The sequence below is a fragment of the Streptomyces puniciscabiei genome (assembly GCF_006715785.1).
In the GTDB taxonomy this organism is placed as follows: Bacteria; Actinomycetota; Actinomycetes; order Streptomycetales; family Streptomycetaceae; genus Streptomyces; species Streptomyces puniciscabiei.
This window is the reverse complement of record NZ_VFNX01000001.1, coordinates 2,992,548-3,010,110: the sequence shown is the minus strand read 5'-3', so window position 1 is coordinate 3,010,110 and position 17,563 is coordinate 2,992,548. Positions and strand designations below refer to the sequence as shown.

Annotated in this window: 16 protein-coding genes and 1 riboswitch; of the genes, 8 read left to right on the top strand and 8 right to left on the bottom strand. The window is 72.8% G+C overall.

Annotated elements, in window-relative coordinates:
* Window positions 1–81 precede the first annotated feature (81 nt).
* Window positions 82–561, bottom strand: coding sequence for a hypothetical protein (locus FB563_RS13745; RefSeq protein WP_079048670.1), 480 nt, complete (start codon window positions 559–561; stop codon window positions 82–84).
* Between the two features lie 177 nt (window positions 562–738).
* On the opposite strand from FB563_RS13745, the gene FB563_RS13740 reads away from it, so the two are divergent.
* Entirely contained in the window at window positions 739–1,932 is a 1,194-nt protein-coding gene (locus FB563_RS13740; RefSeq protein WP_234357666.1) for a PP2C family protein-serine/threonine phosphatase, read from the top strand.
* 150 nt (window positions 1,933–2,082) lie between these two features.
* A complete protein-coding gene (locus FB563_RS13735) occupies window positions 2,083–3,507 on the top strand; it encodes a hypothetical protein (RefSeq protein ID WP_142218681.1) in 1,425 nt (474 codons plus the stop codon).
* Window positions 3,508–3,560: 53 nt separating this feature from the next.
* Here the strand turns inward: FB563_RS13735 and FB563_RS13730 are convergent, their stop codons facing one another.
* Together FB563_RS13730 and FB563_RS42925 are read right to left on the bottom strand one after the other, a co-directional pair.
* Window positions 3,561–4,805 carry an amidohydrolase gene (locus FB563_RS13730; RefSeq protein ID WP_055709964.1) on the bottom strand — a complete coding sequence of 415 codons (1,245 nt, stop codon included), beginning with the start codon at window positions 4,803–4,805 and terminating at the stop codon, window positions 3,561–3,563.
* A 266-nt stretch (window positions 4,806–5,071) separates the two neighbouring features.
* Window positions 5,072–5,245, bottom strand: a complete 174-nt coding sequence (locus FB563_RS42925; protein WP_159045618.1) for a hypothetical protein — start codon at window positions 5,243–5,245, stop codon at window positions 5,072–5,074.
* A gap of 114 nt (window positions 5,246–5,359) precedes the next feature.
* On the opposite strand from FB563_RS42925, the gene FB563_RS13725 reads away from it, so the two are divergent.
* Entirely contained in the window at window positions 5,360–6,703 is a 1,344-nt protein-coding gene (locus tag FB563_RS13725; protein ID WP_055709965.1) for a helix-turn-helix domain-containing protein, read from the top strand.
* A gap of 23 nt (window positions 6,704–6,726) precedes the next feature.
* Here FB563_RS13725 and FB563_RS13720 read toward each other — a convergent pair whose 3' ends face one another.
* Window positions 6,727–7,515 (bottom strand): hypothetical protein, encoded by a 789-nt coding sequence (locus FB563_RS13720; protein ID WP_055709966.1) that lies wholly within the window; start codon window positions 7,513–7,515, stop codon window positions 6,727–6,729.
* A gap of 344 nt (window positions 7,516–7,859) precedes the next feature.
* Here FB563_RS13720 and thrS point away from each other — a divergent pair, with 344 nt between their 5' ends.
* Window positions 7,860–9,092 carry a threonine--tRNA ligase gene (gene thrS / locus FB563_RS13715; protein WP_055709967.1) on the top strand — a complete coding sequence of 411 codons (1,233 nt, stop codon included), beginning with the start codon at window positions 7,860–7,862 and terminating at the stop codon, window positions 9,090–9,092.
* A gap of 40 nt (window positions 9,093–9,132) precedes the next feature.
* Window positions 9,133–10,116, top strand: a complete 984-nt coding sequence (locus FB563_RS13710; RefSeq protein WP_055709968.1) for a nucleoside hydrolase — start codon at window positions 9,133–9,135, stop codon at window positions 10,114–10,116.
* A gap of 7 nt (window positions 10,117–10,123) precedes the next feature.
* Here FB563_RS13710 and nicT read toward each other — a convergent pair whose 3' ends face one another.
* Window positions 10,124–11,227, bottom strand: a complete 1,104-nt coding sequence (gene nicT / locus FB563_RS13705) for a Nickel transporter NicT (RefSeq protein ID WP_199833018.1) — start codon at window positions 11,225–11,227, stop codon at window positions 10,124–10,126.
* Window positions 11,228–11,255: 28 nt separating this feature from the next.
* A riboswitch (cobalamin riboswitch) is annotated at window positions 11,256–11,444 on the bottom strand.
* A gap of 78 nt (window positions 11,445–11,522) precedes the next feature.
* Between nicT and FB563_RS13700 the strand changes: the two genes are divergently transcribed.
* Both FB563_RS13700 and FB563_RS13695 read left to right on the top strand, forming a co-directional pair.
* Window positions 11,523–11,879 (top strand): ArsR/SmtB family transcription factor, encoded by a 357-nt coding sequence (locus tag FB563_RS13700; protein ID WP_055709971.1) that lies wholly within the window; start codon window positions 11,523–11,525, stop codon window positions 11,877–11,879.
* Between the two features lie 102 nt (window positions 11,880–11,981).
* Complete coding sequence (locus FB563_RS13695) at window positions 11,982–13,646, top strand: glycoside hydrolase family 13 protein (protein WP_142218680.1); 1,665 nt, start codon at window positions 11,982–11,984, stop codon at window positions 13,644–13,646.
* Here FB563_RS13695 and FB563_RS13690 read toward each other — a convergent pair.
* Window positions 13,643–14,365, bottom strand: a complete 723-nt coding sequence (locus tag FB563_RS13690) for a DUF4142 domain-containing protein (protein WP_425281731.1) — start codon at window positions 14,363–14,365, stop codon at window positions 13,643–13,645. The two genes, FB563_RS13695 and FB563_RS13690, sit on opposite strands and share 4 nt — an antisense overlap.
* Window positions 14,366–14,583: 218 nt before the next feature.
* Here FB563_RS13690 and FB563_RS13685 point away from each other — a divergent pair, with 218 nt between their 5' ends.
* Window positions 14,584–15,294 (top strand): DUF6445 family protein, encoded by a 711-nt coding sequence (locus tag FB563_RS13685; protein WP_055709102.1) that lies wholly within the window; start codon window positions 14,584–14,586, stop codon window positions 15,292–15,294.
* Window positions 15,295–15,301: 7 nt separating this feature from the next.
* Here FB563_RS13685 and FB563_RS13680 read toward each other — a convergent pair whose 3' ends face one another.
* Both FB563_RS13680 and ctaD read right to left on the bottom strand, forming a co-directional pair.
* Window positions 15,302–15,646 (bottom strand): hypothetical protein, encoded by a 345-nt coding sequence (locus FB563_RS13680; RefSeq protein WP_055709101.1) that lies wholly within the window; start codon window positions 15,644–15,646, stop codon window positions 15,302–15,304.
* Window positions 15,643–17,361, bottom strand: a complete 1,719-nt coding sequence (gene ctaD / locus FB563_RS13675; protein ID WP_142218679.1) for an aa3-type cytochrome oxidase subunit I — start codon at window positions 17,359–17,361, stop codon at window positions 15,643–15,645. Before ctaD ends, FB563_RS13680 begins: the two co-directional genes overlap by 4 nt.
* Window positions 17,362–17,563: the final 202 nt, after the last annotated feature.

Genomic DNA, 17,563 nt, shown 5'->3' with positions numbered 1-17,563 from the left:
GGAAGTGGGGAACAGGGGAGGCGTGGGTCCCGGCCCGCCGGGACCCACGCCCGCGCCCGTCGCCCTCGCGGCCCGGGCGGATCAGTGGACGCGGCGCCCGAAAGCGTCCTCGCGCGTGTAGTAGCGGTAGAAGAACGCGCCGAAGGTGCATCCCGCCACGAGCAGCGACATCATCACGGACCGCCAGACCGAGTGCGGCGTCTGGATGTACAGGAAGCCGAACGCGATGCCGGCGAACGCCGACCACAGCAGCGCGTGCAGCTCCCGCTGCATCCGTGGGGCGAGCCTCAGCAGGGCGATGGACACCCCCGCGAACACCAGCGCGCTCAGCCAGCCGAGCAGCAGGTTCCCGCCGGTGATGGGGCCGCCCTGGCGGGCGTCGGCGGCCACCCAGTAGCCGTAGATCAGGCCCAGTACGACCGGGACGGCGAAGTGGGCGATGCGGTGGGTGCGCGCGTCGAAGACGTCGGGCGGACGGGCGCGCCCGCTGTAGGCCCGTCCTCCGATCTCCCTGCGACCGGGGCGGGAGACGCCGCCGGGCACGGGTGCCGCTTGAGCCATGAGAGCACTCCTCTCTCCTCGCCCCCGCCTTCCAGAGCACACCGGGGGGCAGGGCCTGGCAAGTCGGCCAGGAGAGTGACGAGTGCCCGGATGCGGCGGGTTCTCTCCCGTGTTTCGCTGGGAGGCGCCGAGAGACTTGGAGGGCCGCCCGCTCGTGACGGACATCTCGTGACGGACATGGAGTACGGCCGGCGGCGCCGGCGGCTGCGCGTCCGCGGCCGGAACGTCGGCTGGGTGTCCCTGCTGCTGCTCGTCGGCATCGTGCTGCTGGACTTCAACACCACCGAGCGGTTCCGGATCATCACCTGGATCGTGCTGGTCCCCGGCACGGCCGCCGCGATCTGCGGGGTGTGGACGACGGGCGCCTTCGCCGTGCTGGCGGTGGTGACGTACGTCGCCGTCGACAGCGCCTGGCCGGGCGAGTACCAGGCCGGTCTCGGCGACTTCGTCCTGGTCGCCGTGGTGGCCTGCGCCGTACGGCTGCGCAAGGAGCGGCAGACCCTGCACATCCAGGACATCGCCGAGACCACCCGCCGTACCGTGCTGCGCCCGCTGCCGCCGCGCTGGGCCGGACTGGAGCACGCCGGGGTGTATCTGGCCGCCGACGTCGAGGCCCGGGTCGGCGGCGACTTCTACGACATCCAGCCCGGCCCGCACGGCACCCGCGTCCTCGTCGGCGATGTGCAGGGCAAGGGGCTCGGCGCGGTGGAGACCGCCGCCGCACTGCTCGGCACCTTCCGCGAGGCCGGTTACCACGAGAAGGACCTCGCGACCGTCGCCGAGCGGCTGGAGACCCGGATGCTGCGGCACCGCCGGCACACCACCGCGCTCGGCCGCGCCGACGGCGACCGGTTCGCCACCGCCGTGCTGATCGGCTTCCCCGAGGACGCCCCGGAGAGCATCGAGATCGCCAACTTCGGCCATGAGCCGCCGCTCGCCGTCGGCCCGTACGGAGTCCGCGAGCTGCCCAGCGGCGACGGGCTGCCGCTCGGCTTCGCCGACCTCGCGGGCGGTCTGCCACCCGTGCACCGGGTGCCGCTCACCGACGACGAGACGCTGCTGCTGGTCACCGACGGGGTGGCCGAGGCCCGCGACCGGTGCGGCACCTTCTACCCACTGGCCCGGCAGCTCGCGCCCGCGGTCGCCGCCGGTGCCGGCCACGCCGACCCCCGGATGCTGGTCCGCACGGTCCGCGACGGCGTACTGCGGCACTGCGGCGGCAGGCTGGCCGACGACACCACGGTGTTCGCCGTGCGGCGGCTGCGGAGGATGCGGGGAACCCGGGAGGCGGCGGGGGCGGACGGCGAAAACGGCGAACAGGGCGAAGACGGAGAACGCGGAGAGCGTGGCGAACGCGGTGAACACGGCTAAGGGGGACTTTTGCGGTCCTGACGCCTTCCCGTGCCTGCCTGAGGCGCGCGTTCGCAGCCGCAGCGGTTACGGTGCTGGCTGGAGAGCGTGGAGAGTGCCCGGAGCCGGCCAGGTCGGCAGGGGCCGACAGGGGCTGCAGGGGGAGGACCGATGCCCGGAACCGTGCTGCTGCTCGCGGCCTCGCCGCTGGGCCGGGGGCGCCTGGTGGACGCGGCCGGTGTGCTGCCGGTGCTGGCCGCTGTCGCCCCCGCCGTGCTGTCCGGCACCGACACCGCCAACGTCGTCGAACTCGCCGATCCGCTGGAGCCGCAGGCCGTACTGACCCGGCTGCGCGCCGCCGCGGCCGCGCCCGGGCCGCTGACCGTGTACATCGCCGGGCAGCTCCAGCTGGACCGCAGGCAGCGGCTGCCCCATCTGGCGCTGGCGCGCACCACCTCGACGACGGTTCGCTACACCGCGCTGCCCTGGCACTGGATACGGGAGGAGCTGCGGTTGCGCTCCGCCGCGGACACCGCGCTGGTCGTGGACCTGCACGCGGATGCGGAGGCGTGGCGGTACGTCGCCGAGCGGGGGCTGGAGTGCGGGGCCGGCGCGGCGGTGTACGGCCGTGTGGCGCCGGGTGGGCGGCGGGGGGCGGCCGAGCCGGCGTACATGAAGGCGGTGGCGACGCTGTTGCGCAGCGGACACCGGCCGCCGCTCCCTCAGTTGCACGAGCAGGCGCTGGCCCGGATCGCCGAGTCCAGCGCGGGCCGTGACCTGGTGCTGGCTGCCGTTCCCGGGGTATCGGCCCCCAGCCGCCCGTTCGCCCACCCGTCCACCCGAACCGGTCGGCCGGAAGCCCGGCCCCCCACCGCACCTGGCACGCCTCACCCCCCGCACCCCCTCCCGCTGAGGCAGGCCCCGCCCCCACCCGCCACCGGGCAGGCGCCGTATGCCGCCGGGCCGACCCAGCCCGGCACCACACCAGCGCCGCACACCGTCGAGCAGCCGCCGTCCGGCGCCGAGCAGCCTTCGTCCGCGACCGGTCAGGCCCGGCTCGCCGTGCAGCCGCCTTCGCCTGCGACCGGTCAGGCTCCGCTCGGCGTGCAGCAGATCCCGCCCGGCATCGGACAACAGCCCCACGCCGTCGAGCGGGACGCCGGTGCCATCGGCGAGGACCCCCATGCCGTCATCAGTGCCGCCGTGCAGGACGGGCGGCATGCCGATGCCGATGTGATTGCCGCTCGGCAGGAGCAGGCTGCCGTGCGTGCTCATGGCCCGGCTTCCGACGAGGCCCTGCACTGGGCCGAAGTCCGGGCGGATCTCGCCATGTTCGCGGGGGACACGGTGGGCAGTTGCCGGGCGTGGCTCGCGGTCGCGGGGGTGCGGCTGGCCGCCGGGCAGGCGGTGGACGCGCCTGCCGTGGAGGCGGCTGTGGACCGGGCGCACCACCAGTGGGGCCGGATCAAGGACGTGGCGCGGGCCCGTGAACTCGGGCCGGCGCTCGCGGAGTTGCGGCTGCGGGTGCCGGGCCGCCGGCAGGGGGCGCTGGAGAACGTCCGGCGGCAGCTGCGGCAGCTTCAGGCCGCGCAGTAGGGCCTGGCGGGGCCTTGCTCGGTGTGGGGGAGGAGTGGGACGTCACGCGGGCGTCATGCCGCGGACAACAGCGCCAGGGCCCCCGAGACGAGCGTGCGGACACCCGGGGCGATCACGGACAGGTCGGGCGCGAAGTGCGGGCTGTGGTTGCTCGGTACGGCCGCGAACTTCTCCGGGAGGGTGTCGCCGGGCGCCTGGTCCCACACCTCGGCCGGGGTGGTGGTCACGAACCAGTACGAGTACGGGATGGCGCCGTCGAGCGCCAGCGCGGGGAAGTCCTCGCTGCCCATCGCCGGGCCCGGGTCGAACACCGTGCCCGCGCCGAACACCTCGCCGTGCACGGCGGCCACCGTGGCGTCGGTGGGCGCGTCGTTCACGGTCACCGGGAAGGTGTTGCCGAGGGTGATGTCGGGCTCGCGCGGGCAGCCGGCGGCCAGGCACTCGCCGTGCGCGATCCGCCGGATGGCCTCCAGCATGCGCTGCCGGACGGCCTCGGACTGGCTGCGCAGGTTCAGCGAGATGCGGGCCTCGGACGGGATGATGTTGTGCCGGGTGCCGGCCTCGATCCGGCCCACGGTCAGCACGGCGGACTCGCCGGCGGCGAGTTCCCGGGAGACGACCGTCTGCAGGCGGGTGACCAGGTAGGCGGCGGTGACGACGGGGTCGACGGTGGACTCCGGGCGCGAGCCGTGCCCGCCCCGGCCGTGCACCACGATGTCCACGTCCGTCGCCGCCGACATGATCAGGCCCGGCGCGTGCGGGTACAGGCCCGCCGGGCCGGGGGCGGCATGCTGTCCGAGCAGCACGTCCGGCCGCCCGAACCGCTCGTACAGCCCGTCCGCGACCATCCGGGCCGCGCCCTGCCCGGTCTCCTCGGCGGGCTGTCCCACCACCAGCAGGGTGCCCCGCCAGGTCTCCCGCCCGGCGGCCAGTGCCTCGGCGGCGCCGGTCAGCCAGGTGACGTGCAGGTCGTGCCCGCAGGCGTGCATCACCCCGTCGGCCTCGGAGGCGTACGGCAGTCCGGTGGCCTCCCGCACCGGCAGCGCGTCCATGTCGGCCCGCAGCAGCACGGTCGGCCCGTCGCCGTTCGCCAGCCGGCCCACGACCCCGGTGCCGCCGACGCCTTCCGCCGTCTCGAACCCGGCGCCCCGCAGCCGCCCGGCCAGTGTCCCGGCGGTGCGGTGCTCGCGCAGGGACAGCTCGGGATGGCGGTGCAGGTCGCGGTAGAGGCCCTCCAGGTCCGTCACCGGGAGGCCGGAGGTCAGGTCCAGGGCGGTACGGGCGGCGGCAGAGGTCATGGGGGGAGCGTAGGCCTCCGGCGGTTGTGCGAACACCCTGTCCCGGGCGCGGTCCGGCCGAACACTCCCGCCTGCGCGCAGGCCGGACCCCGGCGCGCGCGTGGTTGCGGTCGGCGTGCGTCCCCGGGGTTCGGGCCGGAGCCGTGGTCGAGGGCGATCGCCAGCAGGGCGGCGGCCTGGCGGGCGTTCGAGATGCCGCTGGGTGAGCAGGCCGCGGGCCCGGTGGAGTGGCATGGCCGGACGGTTCGAGGGCAACCTCTTCCGGGCTACCTGGACGTGCTGATCGCCTGCTGGCTGTGGGTGCCCGGTCCGGGGGCCGCCGCCCGGGCCGGGCCCGCGTTCGCCGCGAGGATCAGGGCGGTCGCGGCGATCACCGCGGCGGCGACGGCCCGGCGTGCGGTGGTGTTGTTTCCGTAGGGTGCGGATGTACGTCCGGGCACGGCGACCTCGCAACACAACAGCGACGTATTAAGCAGACTTAATCCGCCGTTTAACCTAGGGGCTGAACGGGCCGAACGGCAAGGGCCATCAAGGGAGTTGGGGGGGCGGGGACCATGCGGGAACGGGACGACCCCGAGGTCATCGGGCGGCGCGTACAGCATCTGCGCACCCAACGCGGGCTGACCCAGCGACAGTTGGCGGAGCCGGCCTACACACCCGCCTACATCTCCACCCTGGAGGCGGGCCGGGTCCGGGCCTCCGACGAGGCGCTGCGGCACATCGCCGGCCGGCTCGGCGTGGCCTTCGAGGAGCTGGCCGTCGGCCGCCCCGCCCACCTCGCCACCGACCTGCGGCTGCGCCTCACCGAGGCGCAGCGGGTCCTCGCCGACGGCAGGGCCGAGGAGGCCGCCGGGCAGTACGCGGCGCTGCTCGCGGAGGCGGAGACCCACGGGCTGCGCTCCGAGCAGGCCACCGCGCTGCTGGGCCTGGGTGAGTGCGCGCTGGAGACGGGCGAGCTGGAGGGGGCCCGGGAGTTCTTCGAGCGTGCCGAGTCGCGGCTGGCCGAGGAGTCGCTGCCGGTGCGGGTGCCCGCCGTCCGGGGCCGCGCCGTCGCCCACTACCTGGCCGGTGAACTGCGCTACGCCGTCTATCTGCTGGAGTCGACGCTCGACGAGCTCAACCGCGGCGGACTGCACGACCCCGACGCCCTGCTGCTGCTCTACGCCAGCGTGATCGGCCCGTACATGGACATGGGCGCGCACGCCCGCGCCGCCCAGGCCGCCGAGTTCGCCCTCGCCCTCGCACCGCGGGCCGGCGACCCCGCGCTGATCGCCCGGATGCACCGCTCGGTGGCCCGCACCCTGATCGCCGAGGGCCGGGTCACCGAGGCCGACGCCTCCCTCGCCAAGGCGGCCGAGCTGTACCGCACGCTGCGGCTGCGCACCGAGCTGGCCAACTGCCACTGGATGCGCGGTTACGTCTGCGCGCAGAACGACGAACTGGAGCGCGCCGAGGCCGAGTTGCGCCAGGCGTACACGATGCTCTCGGAGAGCCGGGCCGCCCTGTACCGCAGCCAGGCCGCCGTGGAGCTCGCCGACGTCCTGCACCGCCGGGGCAAGCCGGAGGAGTCCGCCGTACTCCTGCGGGGCGTCCTCGGTGACTTCTCCTCCGAGCGCGGCGCGGTCCACGCCGCCGCGGCCCACCGCCTGCTCGGCATCATCGCCGAGGACGCCCGGGACACCGAGGCCGCCGAGGAGCACTACGTCCGCGCGCTCAGCCTGCTGGAACGGGCGGGGGCCGCCGGCGACCTGGCCGACCTGTGCCGTCTCCTGGGCGACCTGCTGCGCCGCACAGGCCGTATCGAGGCCGCCCTGGACGCGTACCGGACCGGCCTCGGTCACCGCACGACGCCGGGCACGACCACCCTGGGACCGGCGCCCGCCCAGCCGCCGCTGTGACGCCCGCGGCTCAGACCCGCGGCTCAGACCTGTGCCCGGCCCTGCTTGCGGATGTCCGCCAGGCGCAGGGCGCCGATCTGGACGGCGGCCTGGGTGGCGTCGTTCGGTACGTCGCGCAGGCCGCCGTTGGTGAGGGCGAACGCGTCCGGGCCGACCCGGACGGCGGCCACGTCCAGCGTGAGCGTGGCGTGCCGGTCGTCGGTGTCGGTGGCGGCGATGCTGATCCTGAGGCCTTGGCGCGCGTCCCCGACCTGCGGCAACGGGGCGTCGGAGACCTGGACGTCCTCCGTGATCCCGGTCTGCGTGGTGGCCGTGAACCGCGCGCACTGCGCCGGCATCGTCTTCAGCCAGGCGAGCGCCGCGTCCACGTCGGAGGGGCGGCGGTCGGCGATCTGGTAGCGCAGCTGGGCGTCGGTGTCGGTGTCGTCCAGGCCGACGGCGAACCGGGCGGGGCCGCCGAGGAGTTCGTCGCTGTAGAGGGCGTCCAGGAGCCGCTGGCAGGCGCCTGCCGAGGTGGTCGCCTTCAGCAGCTGGTCCCGCCAGGTGGCCGCACCGCCGGTCGCCGTCCAGGGGGCGCCGAGGTCGTTCTGGTTGAGCAGCGCGGCCTGCGCCTGCTCGTCGGTGAGGGTGCCGTCGGCCCGGGTGGCCCCCTTCCGTGTCGGCGACGGCTTGTCGATCGTCGGCAGGGGCGGGGTCGCGGTCTCCGGCTGCCTCAGACCGAGCGCCGCGCAGCCGCCCATCGCGAGGAGCCCGGCAATGGTGAGCCAGAGCGGGAGGCCGCGGGGGCGTAGCGCGTCGTGCAGAGAGGTCATCGAGGAGCCTCCTGGGCTGCGGGGCGGTGGGGTGCCTGATCTCACGGCACCACCGCCCCGACCGGCCCACCAGCGCTCCGGGCCGTCCGGGTGAGTGGCCCGCCGGTCCGGGTGAACGAGCCGCCAGGGTCAGGGCGGGTGGGCGGCGGAAATCGCCTCGCCCTGGTGCGCCGGCGGCTGCTACGGTCGCCGTATGCAGCGCGCCCAGCAGTGCCCGAAGAGCACGACGACGCCGGAGACCGTCCCGGCGCGCTGACACCTGACCAGCATCGAAGCCCCGGGGCGAACGCCCCGGGGTTTTCGTGTGCCGTGGGCGTCCGCCTCCCGCAGCGAGGAGACCGCCCATGAACGGCGACGCCGCACTTCCCGACCACCGCCGCCTCGGCCGTGAGCTCGGCCTGTTCGACACCGACCCGCTGATCGGCGCGGGCCTGCCGTACTGGCTGCCGGACGGCGCGGTCGTACGGCACACCCTGGAGGAGTACATCCGCGAGGCCGAACGCCGGGCCGGGTACCGGCACGTGTACTCGCCCGCGCTCGGCAAACGGGAGCTGTACGAGATCTCCGGGCACTGGGACCACTACAGCGACGACATGTACCCGCCGATGAGACTCGGTGCGGAGGAGGTCGTGCTGCGGCCCAGCCTGTGCCCCCACCACGCCGTGATCTACCGCTCCCGCTCCCACAGCTACCGGGAACTGCCCCTGCGGCTCGCCGAGTTGGGCAGCATGCACCGCGCCGAACTCTCCGGCGTCCTCGGGGGCCTGACCCGCGTCCGCGTCATCCAGCTCAACGACGCCCATATCTTCTGCACCCTGGACCAGGCCGTGGAGGAGGCCCGCGCCGCGCTGGAGCTGATCGCCCGCGCCTACGCCGACCTCGGCATCGAGGCCGTACGGCACCGCCTGTCGCTGCCCGGTCAGGGCGGCAAGTACGTCGCCGATCCGGAGCTGTGGCGCCGGGCCACCGAGCTGCTGCGGGAGGTGCTGGACGCCTCCGGCGTGGCGTACGAGGAGGCGGAGGGCGAGGCCGCCTTCTACGGCCCGAAGATCGACGTGCAGATCGCCGACCCGGCCGGCCGCGAGTCCACCCTGTCCACCGTGCAGATCGACTTCCACCAGCCGGCCCGCTTCGACCTGCACTACATCGGGGCCGACGGCGCGAAACACCGGCCCGTGATGGTGCACCGCAGCATCATCGGCAGCGTCGAGCGGGCCGTCGCCCATCTGATCGAGGCGCACGCGGGCGCCTTCCCGGCCTGGCTTGCCCCGGTGCAGCTGGCCGTCCTGCCGGTCGGCGAGGAGCAGCTGGGGCAGGCGGCCGAGCTCGTGCGCGAGGCGGCCGGGCTGGGCCTGCGCGCCGAACTCGCGGGGCCCGCCGAGGGCACCCTGGGCGCCCGGATCCGCGCCGCCCGCCTGGTGCCGTACCAGGCGGTGATCGGCGCCCGCGAGGCGGAGGCGGGCCTGGCCGCCGTACGGCTGCGGGACGGCCGCAGGCCCGGGGAGCTGCCGGTGCCGGAGCTGCTGCGGCGGATCTGCGCACGGGTGGCCGCACGCGGCACCGCGCTGTGGGAGTGACCGTACTGATCTAAGGTCGGCTTGACGGAAGGAGCCCGCCGTGACCGGTCAGCCCATCCCCGTGATCATCGACTGCGACACCGGGGTCGACGACGCCCTCGCCCTGCTGCTGGCCGTGCGCCATCCGGGCCTCGACCTGCGGGCGGTGACCTGCGTGGCCGGGAACACGGACGTCGACGGCGTGGTCCGCAACACCCTGACCGTGCTGGAGCAGGCGGGCGCCCCGGACATCCCGGTGGGCCGGGGCGCCGAACGTCCGCTGATCGAACCGGCGCGCCCGGCGCAGCATGTGCACGGCGCCGACGGCATGGGCGACCTGGGTCTGCCCGCGCCGAAGCGCCGCGCCTGCGAGCTGGACGCCGTGGCCCTCCTCCGCCGCGAGATCCTGGCCTCCCCGCGCCCGGTCACCCTGATCCCCACCGCCCCTCTGACCAACATCGCCCTGCTGCTGCGCACGCACCCGGAAGTGACCCGCAACATCGAGCGGATCGTCTTCATGGGCGGCGCGGTGGCCGTCGGGAACGCGACTCCGGTCGCCGAGTTCAACGTCTGGCACGACCCGGAGGCGGCGGCGATCCTGCTCACGGCCGGGGTGCCGCTCACCATGTACGGCCTCGACGTCTTCATGCAGGTGGTCGTGCCCGCCCCGGAGGTGCACCGGCTGCGCGCCAGCGCCGAGCCCGGCACCCGCCTGGCCGGCGAACTCCTCGCCCACCGGCCGACCGCACAGGGCGAGGCGCCCGAGGCGGAGGAGGCGGGCGGCCTGGGTGACGCGGGCGCGGTGTGCGCGGTCGCCGACCCGCAGGGCATCACCACCCGGCTGCTCCCGGTCGAGGTGTCCCTGGCCCCCGGCCCGACCCGGGGCCAGACGATCGTCGACCGCCGTCCCCGCCCCGGCGAGTCCGAGATCCACGAGGGCAGGCGCCAACAGGCCATGGCGGACGTGGCGTTGGAGGTCGCCGTGGACCGCTACGTGAAGCTGTACCTGGAGACGGTCGAACGCGCGGCTCCGCAGCCTGCGTGACGTCCCGTCACCGGCCGCCGGGCGCGGGGGCCGTCCAGCGCTCCTCCACCCGTGCGAGGCGCCAGTACGCCAGCGCCGCCGCCCACACCACGACGAACAGGGCGACGATGAGGTAGCCGACGCTGTCCAGGTTCAGCCCAGCGATCCAGCCGGTCACGGAGTCGCTCAGGGCGAGCTTGTCGTGCAGGACGCCGACCAGCTCGATCGTGCCGATGAAGAAGGCGACGGCGATGGACAGTCCGGTGATGGTGAGGTTGTAGAAGACCTTGCGCACCGGGTTGGAGAAGGCCCACTGGTAGGCGAAGTTCATGAACGTGCCGTCGAGGGTGTCGAACAGGCTCATCCCGGCGGCGAAGAGCAGGGGCAGGCAGAGGACCGCGTACCAGGGCAGGCCGGCCGCCGCGCCCGAGCCCGCCATCACCATCAGCGTGACCTCGGTGGCCGTGTCGAAGCCGAGCCCGAAGAGGAAGCCGAGCGGGAACATCTGGCCGGGGCGGGAGATCGACTTGGTCAGGCGCCCGAGGATGCGGTTCATGAACCCCCGGGAGTCCAGGTGCTGTTCGAGTTCCTTCTCGTCGTACGTTCCCGCCCGCATCGCCCGGAAGACCCGCAGGATGCCCGCCAGGGCGACCAGGTTGAGGGCGGCGATGAGGTAGAGGAAGCCACCCGAGATCGTCGTACCGAGGAAACCCAGCACCTGGTGGGTGTGCGAGTGCTGGTCCATGACCTTCCCGGCCAGCGCGGTGCCGCCCGCGATCAGCAGCGCCAGGACCACCACCACGCTGGAGTGGCCGAGCGCGAACCAGAACCCCACCGACACCGGCCGCTTGCCGTCGGCCATCAGCTTGCGGGTGGTGTTGTCGATCGCCGCGATGTGGTCGGCGTCGAAGGCGTGCCGCATGCCCAGCGTGTACGCGGTGACGCCGAGGCCGATGCCGAAGACGTCCCGGCCGACCTTGTAGTGCTCGGGGGCGACGAGCAGGAAGAGGACGCCGAACGCCACGACGTGCAGGGCGGCGATGACCGCCAGCAGCCCCGCCGTCCTGATCGTGTCCTCGCGCCGCCAGCGGAAGGAAGCCGTCACAGCAGGGGTATCGGCAGCATTGGCCATCGGTTCACGCTCCAGCACCTCGTGGATCACTTCGTGAGCTGCCGTGGCCGGTCTCCTGGCTTACGGGGTGGTGCGTTCGCCGTCCCTGCCTTCCCAGTCGTACGACCGACCAGTGGCCCGGCGGGTGCCGGACGGGACGGGAACTCCCCGATCACAGTGGCGAGGGCCGCGTCGACCTTGCATCGACTTCCCGAACACCACGGCCCGACCACCGTAGGGGTGCCGGCGGTCTTCTGCATAGCTGCACAACCGAGCAGGTATTCAAGATCACATGCAGGGCTGCGAGGATGAGGCCATGCATCTCGTGCCTGCCGACCGAGCCGACCGCCGCACCATCGACGGTCACCGGGTGTGCGAGGCGATCGCCGCCATCGGCGACGCGGGCCACGTCCGTACCTGGGCCGACCGCTTCTCCCTGCTGGCCGACCCCAACCGGCTCTCCCTCCTGCTCGCCCTCCATCACACCGGTCCCCTCGCCGTCTCCGACCTCGCCATCGCCACGGGCATGAACGACCCCGCCGTCTCCCAGGCCCTGCGGCTGCTGCGAGCGGCCGGTGTCGTCGCGGGCGAGAAGGAGGGCCGGGTCGTCCGGTACCGGGTGGTGGACGGCGAGGTGGCGGGGCTGCTGGAGCACTGCGCCGCGCCACGCTAGGCGTCGGCGGTCGGGTGCCGCTCCGCGTCGGCCGAAGGTTCCTTTTCCGGGCAATATGGACAGATTCCCTGTACCGTCGTGTCCTTCCCGAAGGGATCCCGTATGGCAGACCGCTTCCCGGACCTCTCCTCCAAGAGCCCCGACTGGTGGCGTCAGGCCGTCATCTACCAGGTCTATCCCCGCAGCTTCGCCGACGCCGACGGCGACGGGCTCGGCGATCTGCGCGGCATCACCCTGCGCCTGGACCACCTCGCCCGCCTCGGCGTCGACGCCCTGTGGCTGAGCCCCTTCTATCCCTCGGAACTGGCCGACGGCGGCTACGACGTCGCCGACCACCGGGACGTCGACCCCCGCCTCGGCACCCTGGACGACTTCGACGCCCTGGTCGGCGAGGCCCACCGGCTCGGCCTGAAGGTCGTCGTCGACATCGTCCCGAACCACACCTCGCACCGGCACCCCTGGTTCCAGGAGGCCCTGCGCTCCGGCCCCGGTTCCCCGGCCCGCGAGCGCTACGTCTTCCGCCCCGGCCGGGGCGCGCGCGGCGAACTCCCGCCCACCGACTGGCAGTCCGTCTTCGGCGGCAGCGCCTGGCAGCGGATCCCGGACGGCGAGTGGTACCTGCACCTCTTCGCCGCCGAACAACCCGACCTCAACTGGGACGACGAGGACGTCCGCGCCGACTTCCGCACCACCCTGCGCTTCTGGGCCGACCGGGGCGTCGACGGCTTCCGCATCGACGTCGCCCATGGCCTGGCCAAGGACCTCGGCGAGCCCCTGCGGGACACCGGGAACCTCGGCGCCACCGGCGAGGAGGCACTGCCGCTCGTCCCGCCGGGCAGCCACCCCTACTGGGACCGCGACGAGGTCCACGAGATCTACCGGGACTGGCGGAAGGTCTTCGACGCCTACCGCCCGCCGCGCACGGCCGTCGCCGAGGCCTGGGTCCCCGGGCCGCGCCGCGCGCTGTACGCCCGCCCGGACGAACTCGGCCAGGCCTTCAACTTCGAATACCTCGAAGCCCGTTGGGATGCCGGTGAGCTCCGCCGGGTCATCACCGACGAGCTGGCCACCGCCCACGCCGCCGGCGCCACCGCCACCTGGGTGCTGTCCAACCACGACGTCGTACGCCACGCCTCGCGCCTGATGCTTCCGCCCGGCACCGATCCGGCCGCCTGGCTGCTGTCCGGCGGCACCGCGCCCGCCGTCGACCCCGCCGCCGGCCTGCGCCGGGCCCGCGCCGCGACCCTCCTGATGCTCGCGCTGCCCGGCTCGTCGTACCTCTACCAGGGCGAGGAACTCGGCCTCCCCGAGGTCGCCGACCTGCCCACCGAGGTGCTCCAGGACCCCATCTGGGAGCAGACCGGCCATGTCCGCAAGGGCCGCGACGGCTGCCGGGTGCCGCTGCCGTGGACGACGACCGGGCCCTCGTACGGCTTCGGGCCGGGCGCCGCCTGGCTGCCGCAGCCTCCGTCCTTCGCGGCGTACGCCGTCGAGGCGCAGACGGAGGCCGAGGGCTCGACCCTGGAGCTCTACCGCACCGCCCTGCGGCTGCGCCGCAAGCTGCTGGAGGGCGAGGCGCTGACCTGGACCCCGGACGCCCCCGCCGGCGTGCTGGACTTCACACGCTCGGCGGCCTGGCGCTGCGTGACCAACCTGGGCGAGCGACCGCTGCCGCTGCCGCCGGGCGAGGTGCTGCTGGCCAGCTGCCCGCTCGACGGCAGGGCGCTCCCGCCGGACACGACCGTGTGGCTGGCCCCCAGGGGCTAACCCGCCGTCGGCCCGGGGCTCGGTGCCGCCGGGGCGTTGCCGCCGGTCAGACCGCTGAGGTCGACGGGCGTCGACGTGGGGTTCGGCGGCGGGGTGAGCACCACCTCCGGCTGACCGGCGGCCGGGGGTGGCGGGGTCAGGTCGGAGGCGGGCAGCTTGGGCGGGGTCGTCTGCTGGAAGAGGGTCTGGTCGAAGTCGACCAGACCGGTCTTCTCCATCACCGTCATATGGTCCAGCACGGTGTTGTTGGCCTGGTCGGCGAGGGCGCGCACCAGCGAGTTCTTGGTGGTGGACCGGATCTTCGAGATGGTGTTGAAGATCGCGCCGTGCGTCATCCGCAGGATGTTGGCGAAGTCGCTGTCGAACTTCTTCCCGCTGTCCGCCTTCAACTGGCTGACGAAGCCCTGCTGCTGGGGGCTCGCCAGATTGGGCAGCGTGATGTTCAGCATCGGCGCGATCTTGCGGCAGGTGGTGTCCAGGGCCGCGTGCCCGTCGACCAGGTGCTTGCTGGCCGTGATGACCCCCGGAGTGGTGCCCTTCTGCAGCCCCATCTGCCCCACCGGGTACTCCCACAGACCGGCGGCCCGCACCTTCACCACGAAGTCGCGGTCCTGCTCGGTGAGCGGCCCCCACTGGGTGTTGGCGATGACGCGGTCCTGCGCGGTGGTCACCTTGGTCACGCCGAGCATGCTCGGGTAGGCGAGTGCGACGAGGGTCATGGCCATCGCACCGCCCACGAAGAGGGTTCCCGTCGCGTTCCGCGAAAAGCGCACCGTGCCTCCTGCCCGGTCGTGGATCCCGCCCCGATGACGGCTCGGGGTGGTTCGGACGCACAGCAGTACGGATGCGGACGCCGTTCGTATCGGTGCGGCAGGTAAAAGAAGAGTTGACCATTCCTCGGGAGAGGCGAGAGGAACCGTTGGCATAGATTCGCCGCATGCCCCCACAGCCACCGTCGCCCCGCATGCCGGCCGGCCGGCCCCCGGCTTCCGGCGCCCTTCCCGTCCTGCCCTACCGCAAGCCCACCAAGGGCCGCGACTACTGGGTGTTCGACGACGTCCTGCCCGACGTGGACGCCGTACGGGAGCGGTGCCTGGCCAAGGACGACTGGGTGAAGGGCTATCCGTACACCTCCGAGACCTGGCCCGGCCTGCGGGCCATGCCCGGTCTGGAACCCGGTGAACTCGCCCGGGTGGAGCGGCTGGTGAAGCAGGCCACCGGGGCGAAGGAGCTGTGGGTGCAGCAGGCGCCGGGCGGCGGCACCCTCAACCACAACTGCGTGCAGGTGGTCGGCGAGGGCGAGAGCGAGCCCCGCCCGCACACGGACTCGCGGGCGCTGTGCCGGTACGCCGCCGTGCTGTACCTCAATCCCGGCGTCCCCAAGAACTGCGGCACCGCCTTCTACCGCCAGTCACTGCCCGGCGGCCGGCTCGGTGGCAACATCGTCCAGGCCCCGCACAACAACCTCGTCGAGGCCCTCGGCACGAGGTTCGTCCCGGCCGGCCACTTCGAGGAGGACGTCCGCGTCCCCCACAAGTACAACCGCCTCCTCCTCTACAACGCCAACCTCGTGCACAGCGCGACGGACTACTGCGGCACCACGCTGGAGGACAAGCGGATGACGGCGGTCTTCTTCTGGATGGCGTGAGCCCGGGTCACAGGAGCAGCAACAGTGTCGCCACGGCCGTGCAGCCCGCGCACACCGCGAGGGTCACGGCCAGGCAGCGGCGCTTCAGTTCCCGGTAGCGGTGCTCGTACTCGGCGCGCAGGGACGTGCAGCGGGCCGCGATGCGTTCCAGGTCGGCGCGGGAGCGGGCCAGGGCGTCGGTGACGTACCGGCGCTCGATCTCCTCGCGCTGTGCGGTCGTCAGCCACTCCAGGGGACCGGTGAATTCGTGCGCTCGCTGCTCCGCCTCGGCGATTCGGGCCTGCCAGAGCAGGTATCCCTCCACCTCGTTGGCGAGCGCGTCGTCGGCTCCCCGCGCCGGCGGACCGCTCACCCCTGCCCTCGGTAGGGCCGCGCCGGGATCTGGTGCTCGTGCTCGCGCATCGCGATGTCGGGGTGGTGCAGGTCGAACGCCGGGGATTCGCTGCGGATCCGGGGGAGGGTGAGGAAGTTGTGCCGCGGGGGCGGGCAGGAGGTCGCCCACTCCAGGGAGCGGCCGTAGCCCCAGGGGTCGTCGACGCCGACCGGCTTGCCGTACTTGGCCGTCTTCCAGACGTTGTAGAGGAACGGCAGCATCGACAGGCCGAGCAGGAACGAGCCGATGGAGGAGACGGTGTTCAGAGCGGTGAAGCCGTCGGCCGCCAGGTAGTCGGCGTAGCGGCGGGGCATGCCCTCGGCGCCCAGCCAGTGCTGGACCAGGAAGGTGGTGTGGAAGCCGACGAACAGCGTCCAGAAGGTGATCTTGCCGAGGCGCTCGTCCAGCATCTTGCCGGTCCACTTCGGCCACCAGAAGTGGAACCCCGCGAACATCGCGAAGACGACCGTGCCGAAGACCACGTAGTGGAAGTGGGCCACCACGAAGTACGAGTCGGAGACGTGGAAGTCCATCGGCGGGGACGCCAGGATGACACCGGTCAGGCCGCCGAAGAGGAACGTGACGAGGAAGCCCGCCGACCACAGCATCGGCGTCTCGAAGGACAGACTGCCCTTCCACATGGTGCCGATCCAGTTGAAGAACTTCACGCCGGTCGGCACGGCGATCAGGAAGGTCATGAAGGCGAAGAACGGCAGCAGCACCCCGCCGGTGACGTACATGTGGTGGGCCCACACCGTCGCGGACAGACCGGCGATGGAGATGGTCGCGGCGATCAGGCCCATGTAGCCGAACATCGGCTTGCGGGAGAAGACCGGGATGATCTCGGAGACGATGCCGAAGAACGGCAGGGCGATGATGTACACCTCCGGGTGGCCGAAGAACCAGAAGAGGTGTTGCCACAGGAGTGGTCCACCGTTGGCGGCGTCGAACACGTGAGCGCCGAACTTGCGGTCGGCCTCCAGGGCGAACAGGGCGGCGGCGAGGACCGGGAACGCGAGCAGGACCAGGACACCGGTCAGCAGCACGTTCCAGCAGAAGATCGGCATGCGGAACATGGTCAGACCGGGAGCGCGCATGCAGATGATCGTGGTGATGAAGTTGACCGAGCCGAGGATCGTGCCGAAGCCGGAGAAGGCCAGCCCCATGATCCACAGGTCGCCGCCGAGTTCCGGCGAGCGGACCGCGTCGGTCAGCGGGGAGTAGGCGAACCAGCCGAAGGAGGCCGCGCCCTGCGGGGTGAGGAAGCCGGCCACCGCGATGAGCGAGCCGAACAGGTACAGCCAGTAGGCGAACATGTTCAGCCGCGGGAACGCCACGTCCGGCGCGCCGATCTGCAACGGCATGATCCAGTTGGTGAAGCCGGCGAACAGCGGGGTGGCGAACATCAGCAGCATCACGGTGCCGTGCATCGTGAACAGCTGGTTGAACTGTTCGTTCGAGACGATCTGCAGGCCCGGCCGGGCCAGTTCGGCGCGCATGATCAGGGCCATCAAGCCACCGATCAGGAAGAACGCGAAGGACGTGCCCAGATACAGCGTGCCGATCGTCTTGTGGTCGGTGGTCGTCAGCCACTTCACCACGACGCTGCCGGGCCGCCTGCCCCGGACCGGTACCTCGCTCTCGTAGGCGTCCTCGGCCGCGGCGGCACCATGGGGTTCGTTGAGGATGCTCACAACTCGTCTGTCTCCTGATGCTCGCGGTCCGCGCACGCCATACGTCTGCTACTGGCCATCCTTTGCCGCGGAGCGCCGCACGCGCCCCCCGACGCGCGGCCGACCGCGTGACGGATGCACCCGGACGGAGCAGTGGCCGGCCGCCGGCGCACCGGCTCGATGGCGTCCGCCCGCACGGGGCCCCCGGGGCCCAGGGCGTCCA

Coding starts and splice junctions, on each gene's coding strand:
- FB563_RS13740 (WP_234357666.1), top strand. CDS start 739: ATGGAGTACGGCCGGCGGCGCCGGCGGCTGCGCGTCCGCGGCCGGAAC.
- FB563_RS13720 (WP_055709966.1), bottom strand. CDS start 7,515: ATGACCTCTCTGCACGACGCGCTACGCCCCCGCGGCCTCCCGCTCTGG.
- FB563_RS13695 (WP_142218680.1), top strand. CDS start 11,982: ATGGCAGACCGCTTCCCGGACCTCTCCTCCAAGAGCCCCGACTGGTGG.
- FB563_RS13725 (WP_055709965.1), top strand. CDS start 5,360: ATGCGGGAACGGGACGACCCCGAGGTCATCGGGCGGCGCGTACAGCAT.
- FB563_RS13730 (WP_055709964.1), bottom strand. CDS start 4,805: ATGACCTCTGCCGCCGCCCGTACCGCCCTGGACCTGACCTCCGGCCTC.
- nicT (WP_199833018.1), bottom strand. CDS start 11,227: ATGGCCAATGCTGCCGATACCCCTGCTGTGACGGCTTCCTTCCGCTGG.
- thrS (WP_055709967.1), top strand. CDS start 7,860: ATGAACGGCGACGCCGCACTTCCCGACCACCGCCGCCTCGGCCGTGAG.
- FB563_RS13735 (WP_142218681.1), top strand. CDS start 2,083: ATGCCCGGAACCGTGCTGCTGCTCGCGGCCTCGCCGCTGGGCCGGGGG.
- FB563_RS13690 (WP_425281731.1), bottom strand. CDS start 14,365: ATGACCCTCGTCGCACTCGCCTACCCGAGCATGCTCGGCGTGACCAAG.
- FB563_RS13685 (WP_055709102.1), top strand. CDS start 14,584: ATGCCCCCACAGCCACCGTCGCCCCGCATGCCGGCCGGCCGGCCCCCG.
- FB563_RS13745 (WP_079048670.1), bottom strand. CDS start 561: ATGGCTCAAGCGGCACCCGTGCCCGGCGGCGTCTCCCGCCCCGGTCGC.
- FB563_RS13700 (WP_055709971.1), top strand. CDS start 11,523: ATGCATCTCGTGCCTGCCGACCGAGCCGACCGCCGCACCATCGACGGT.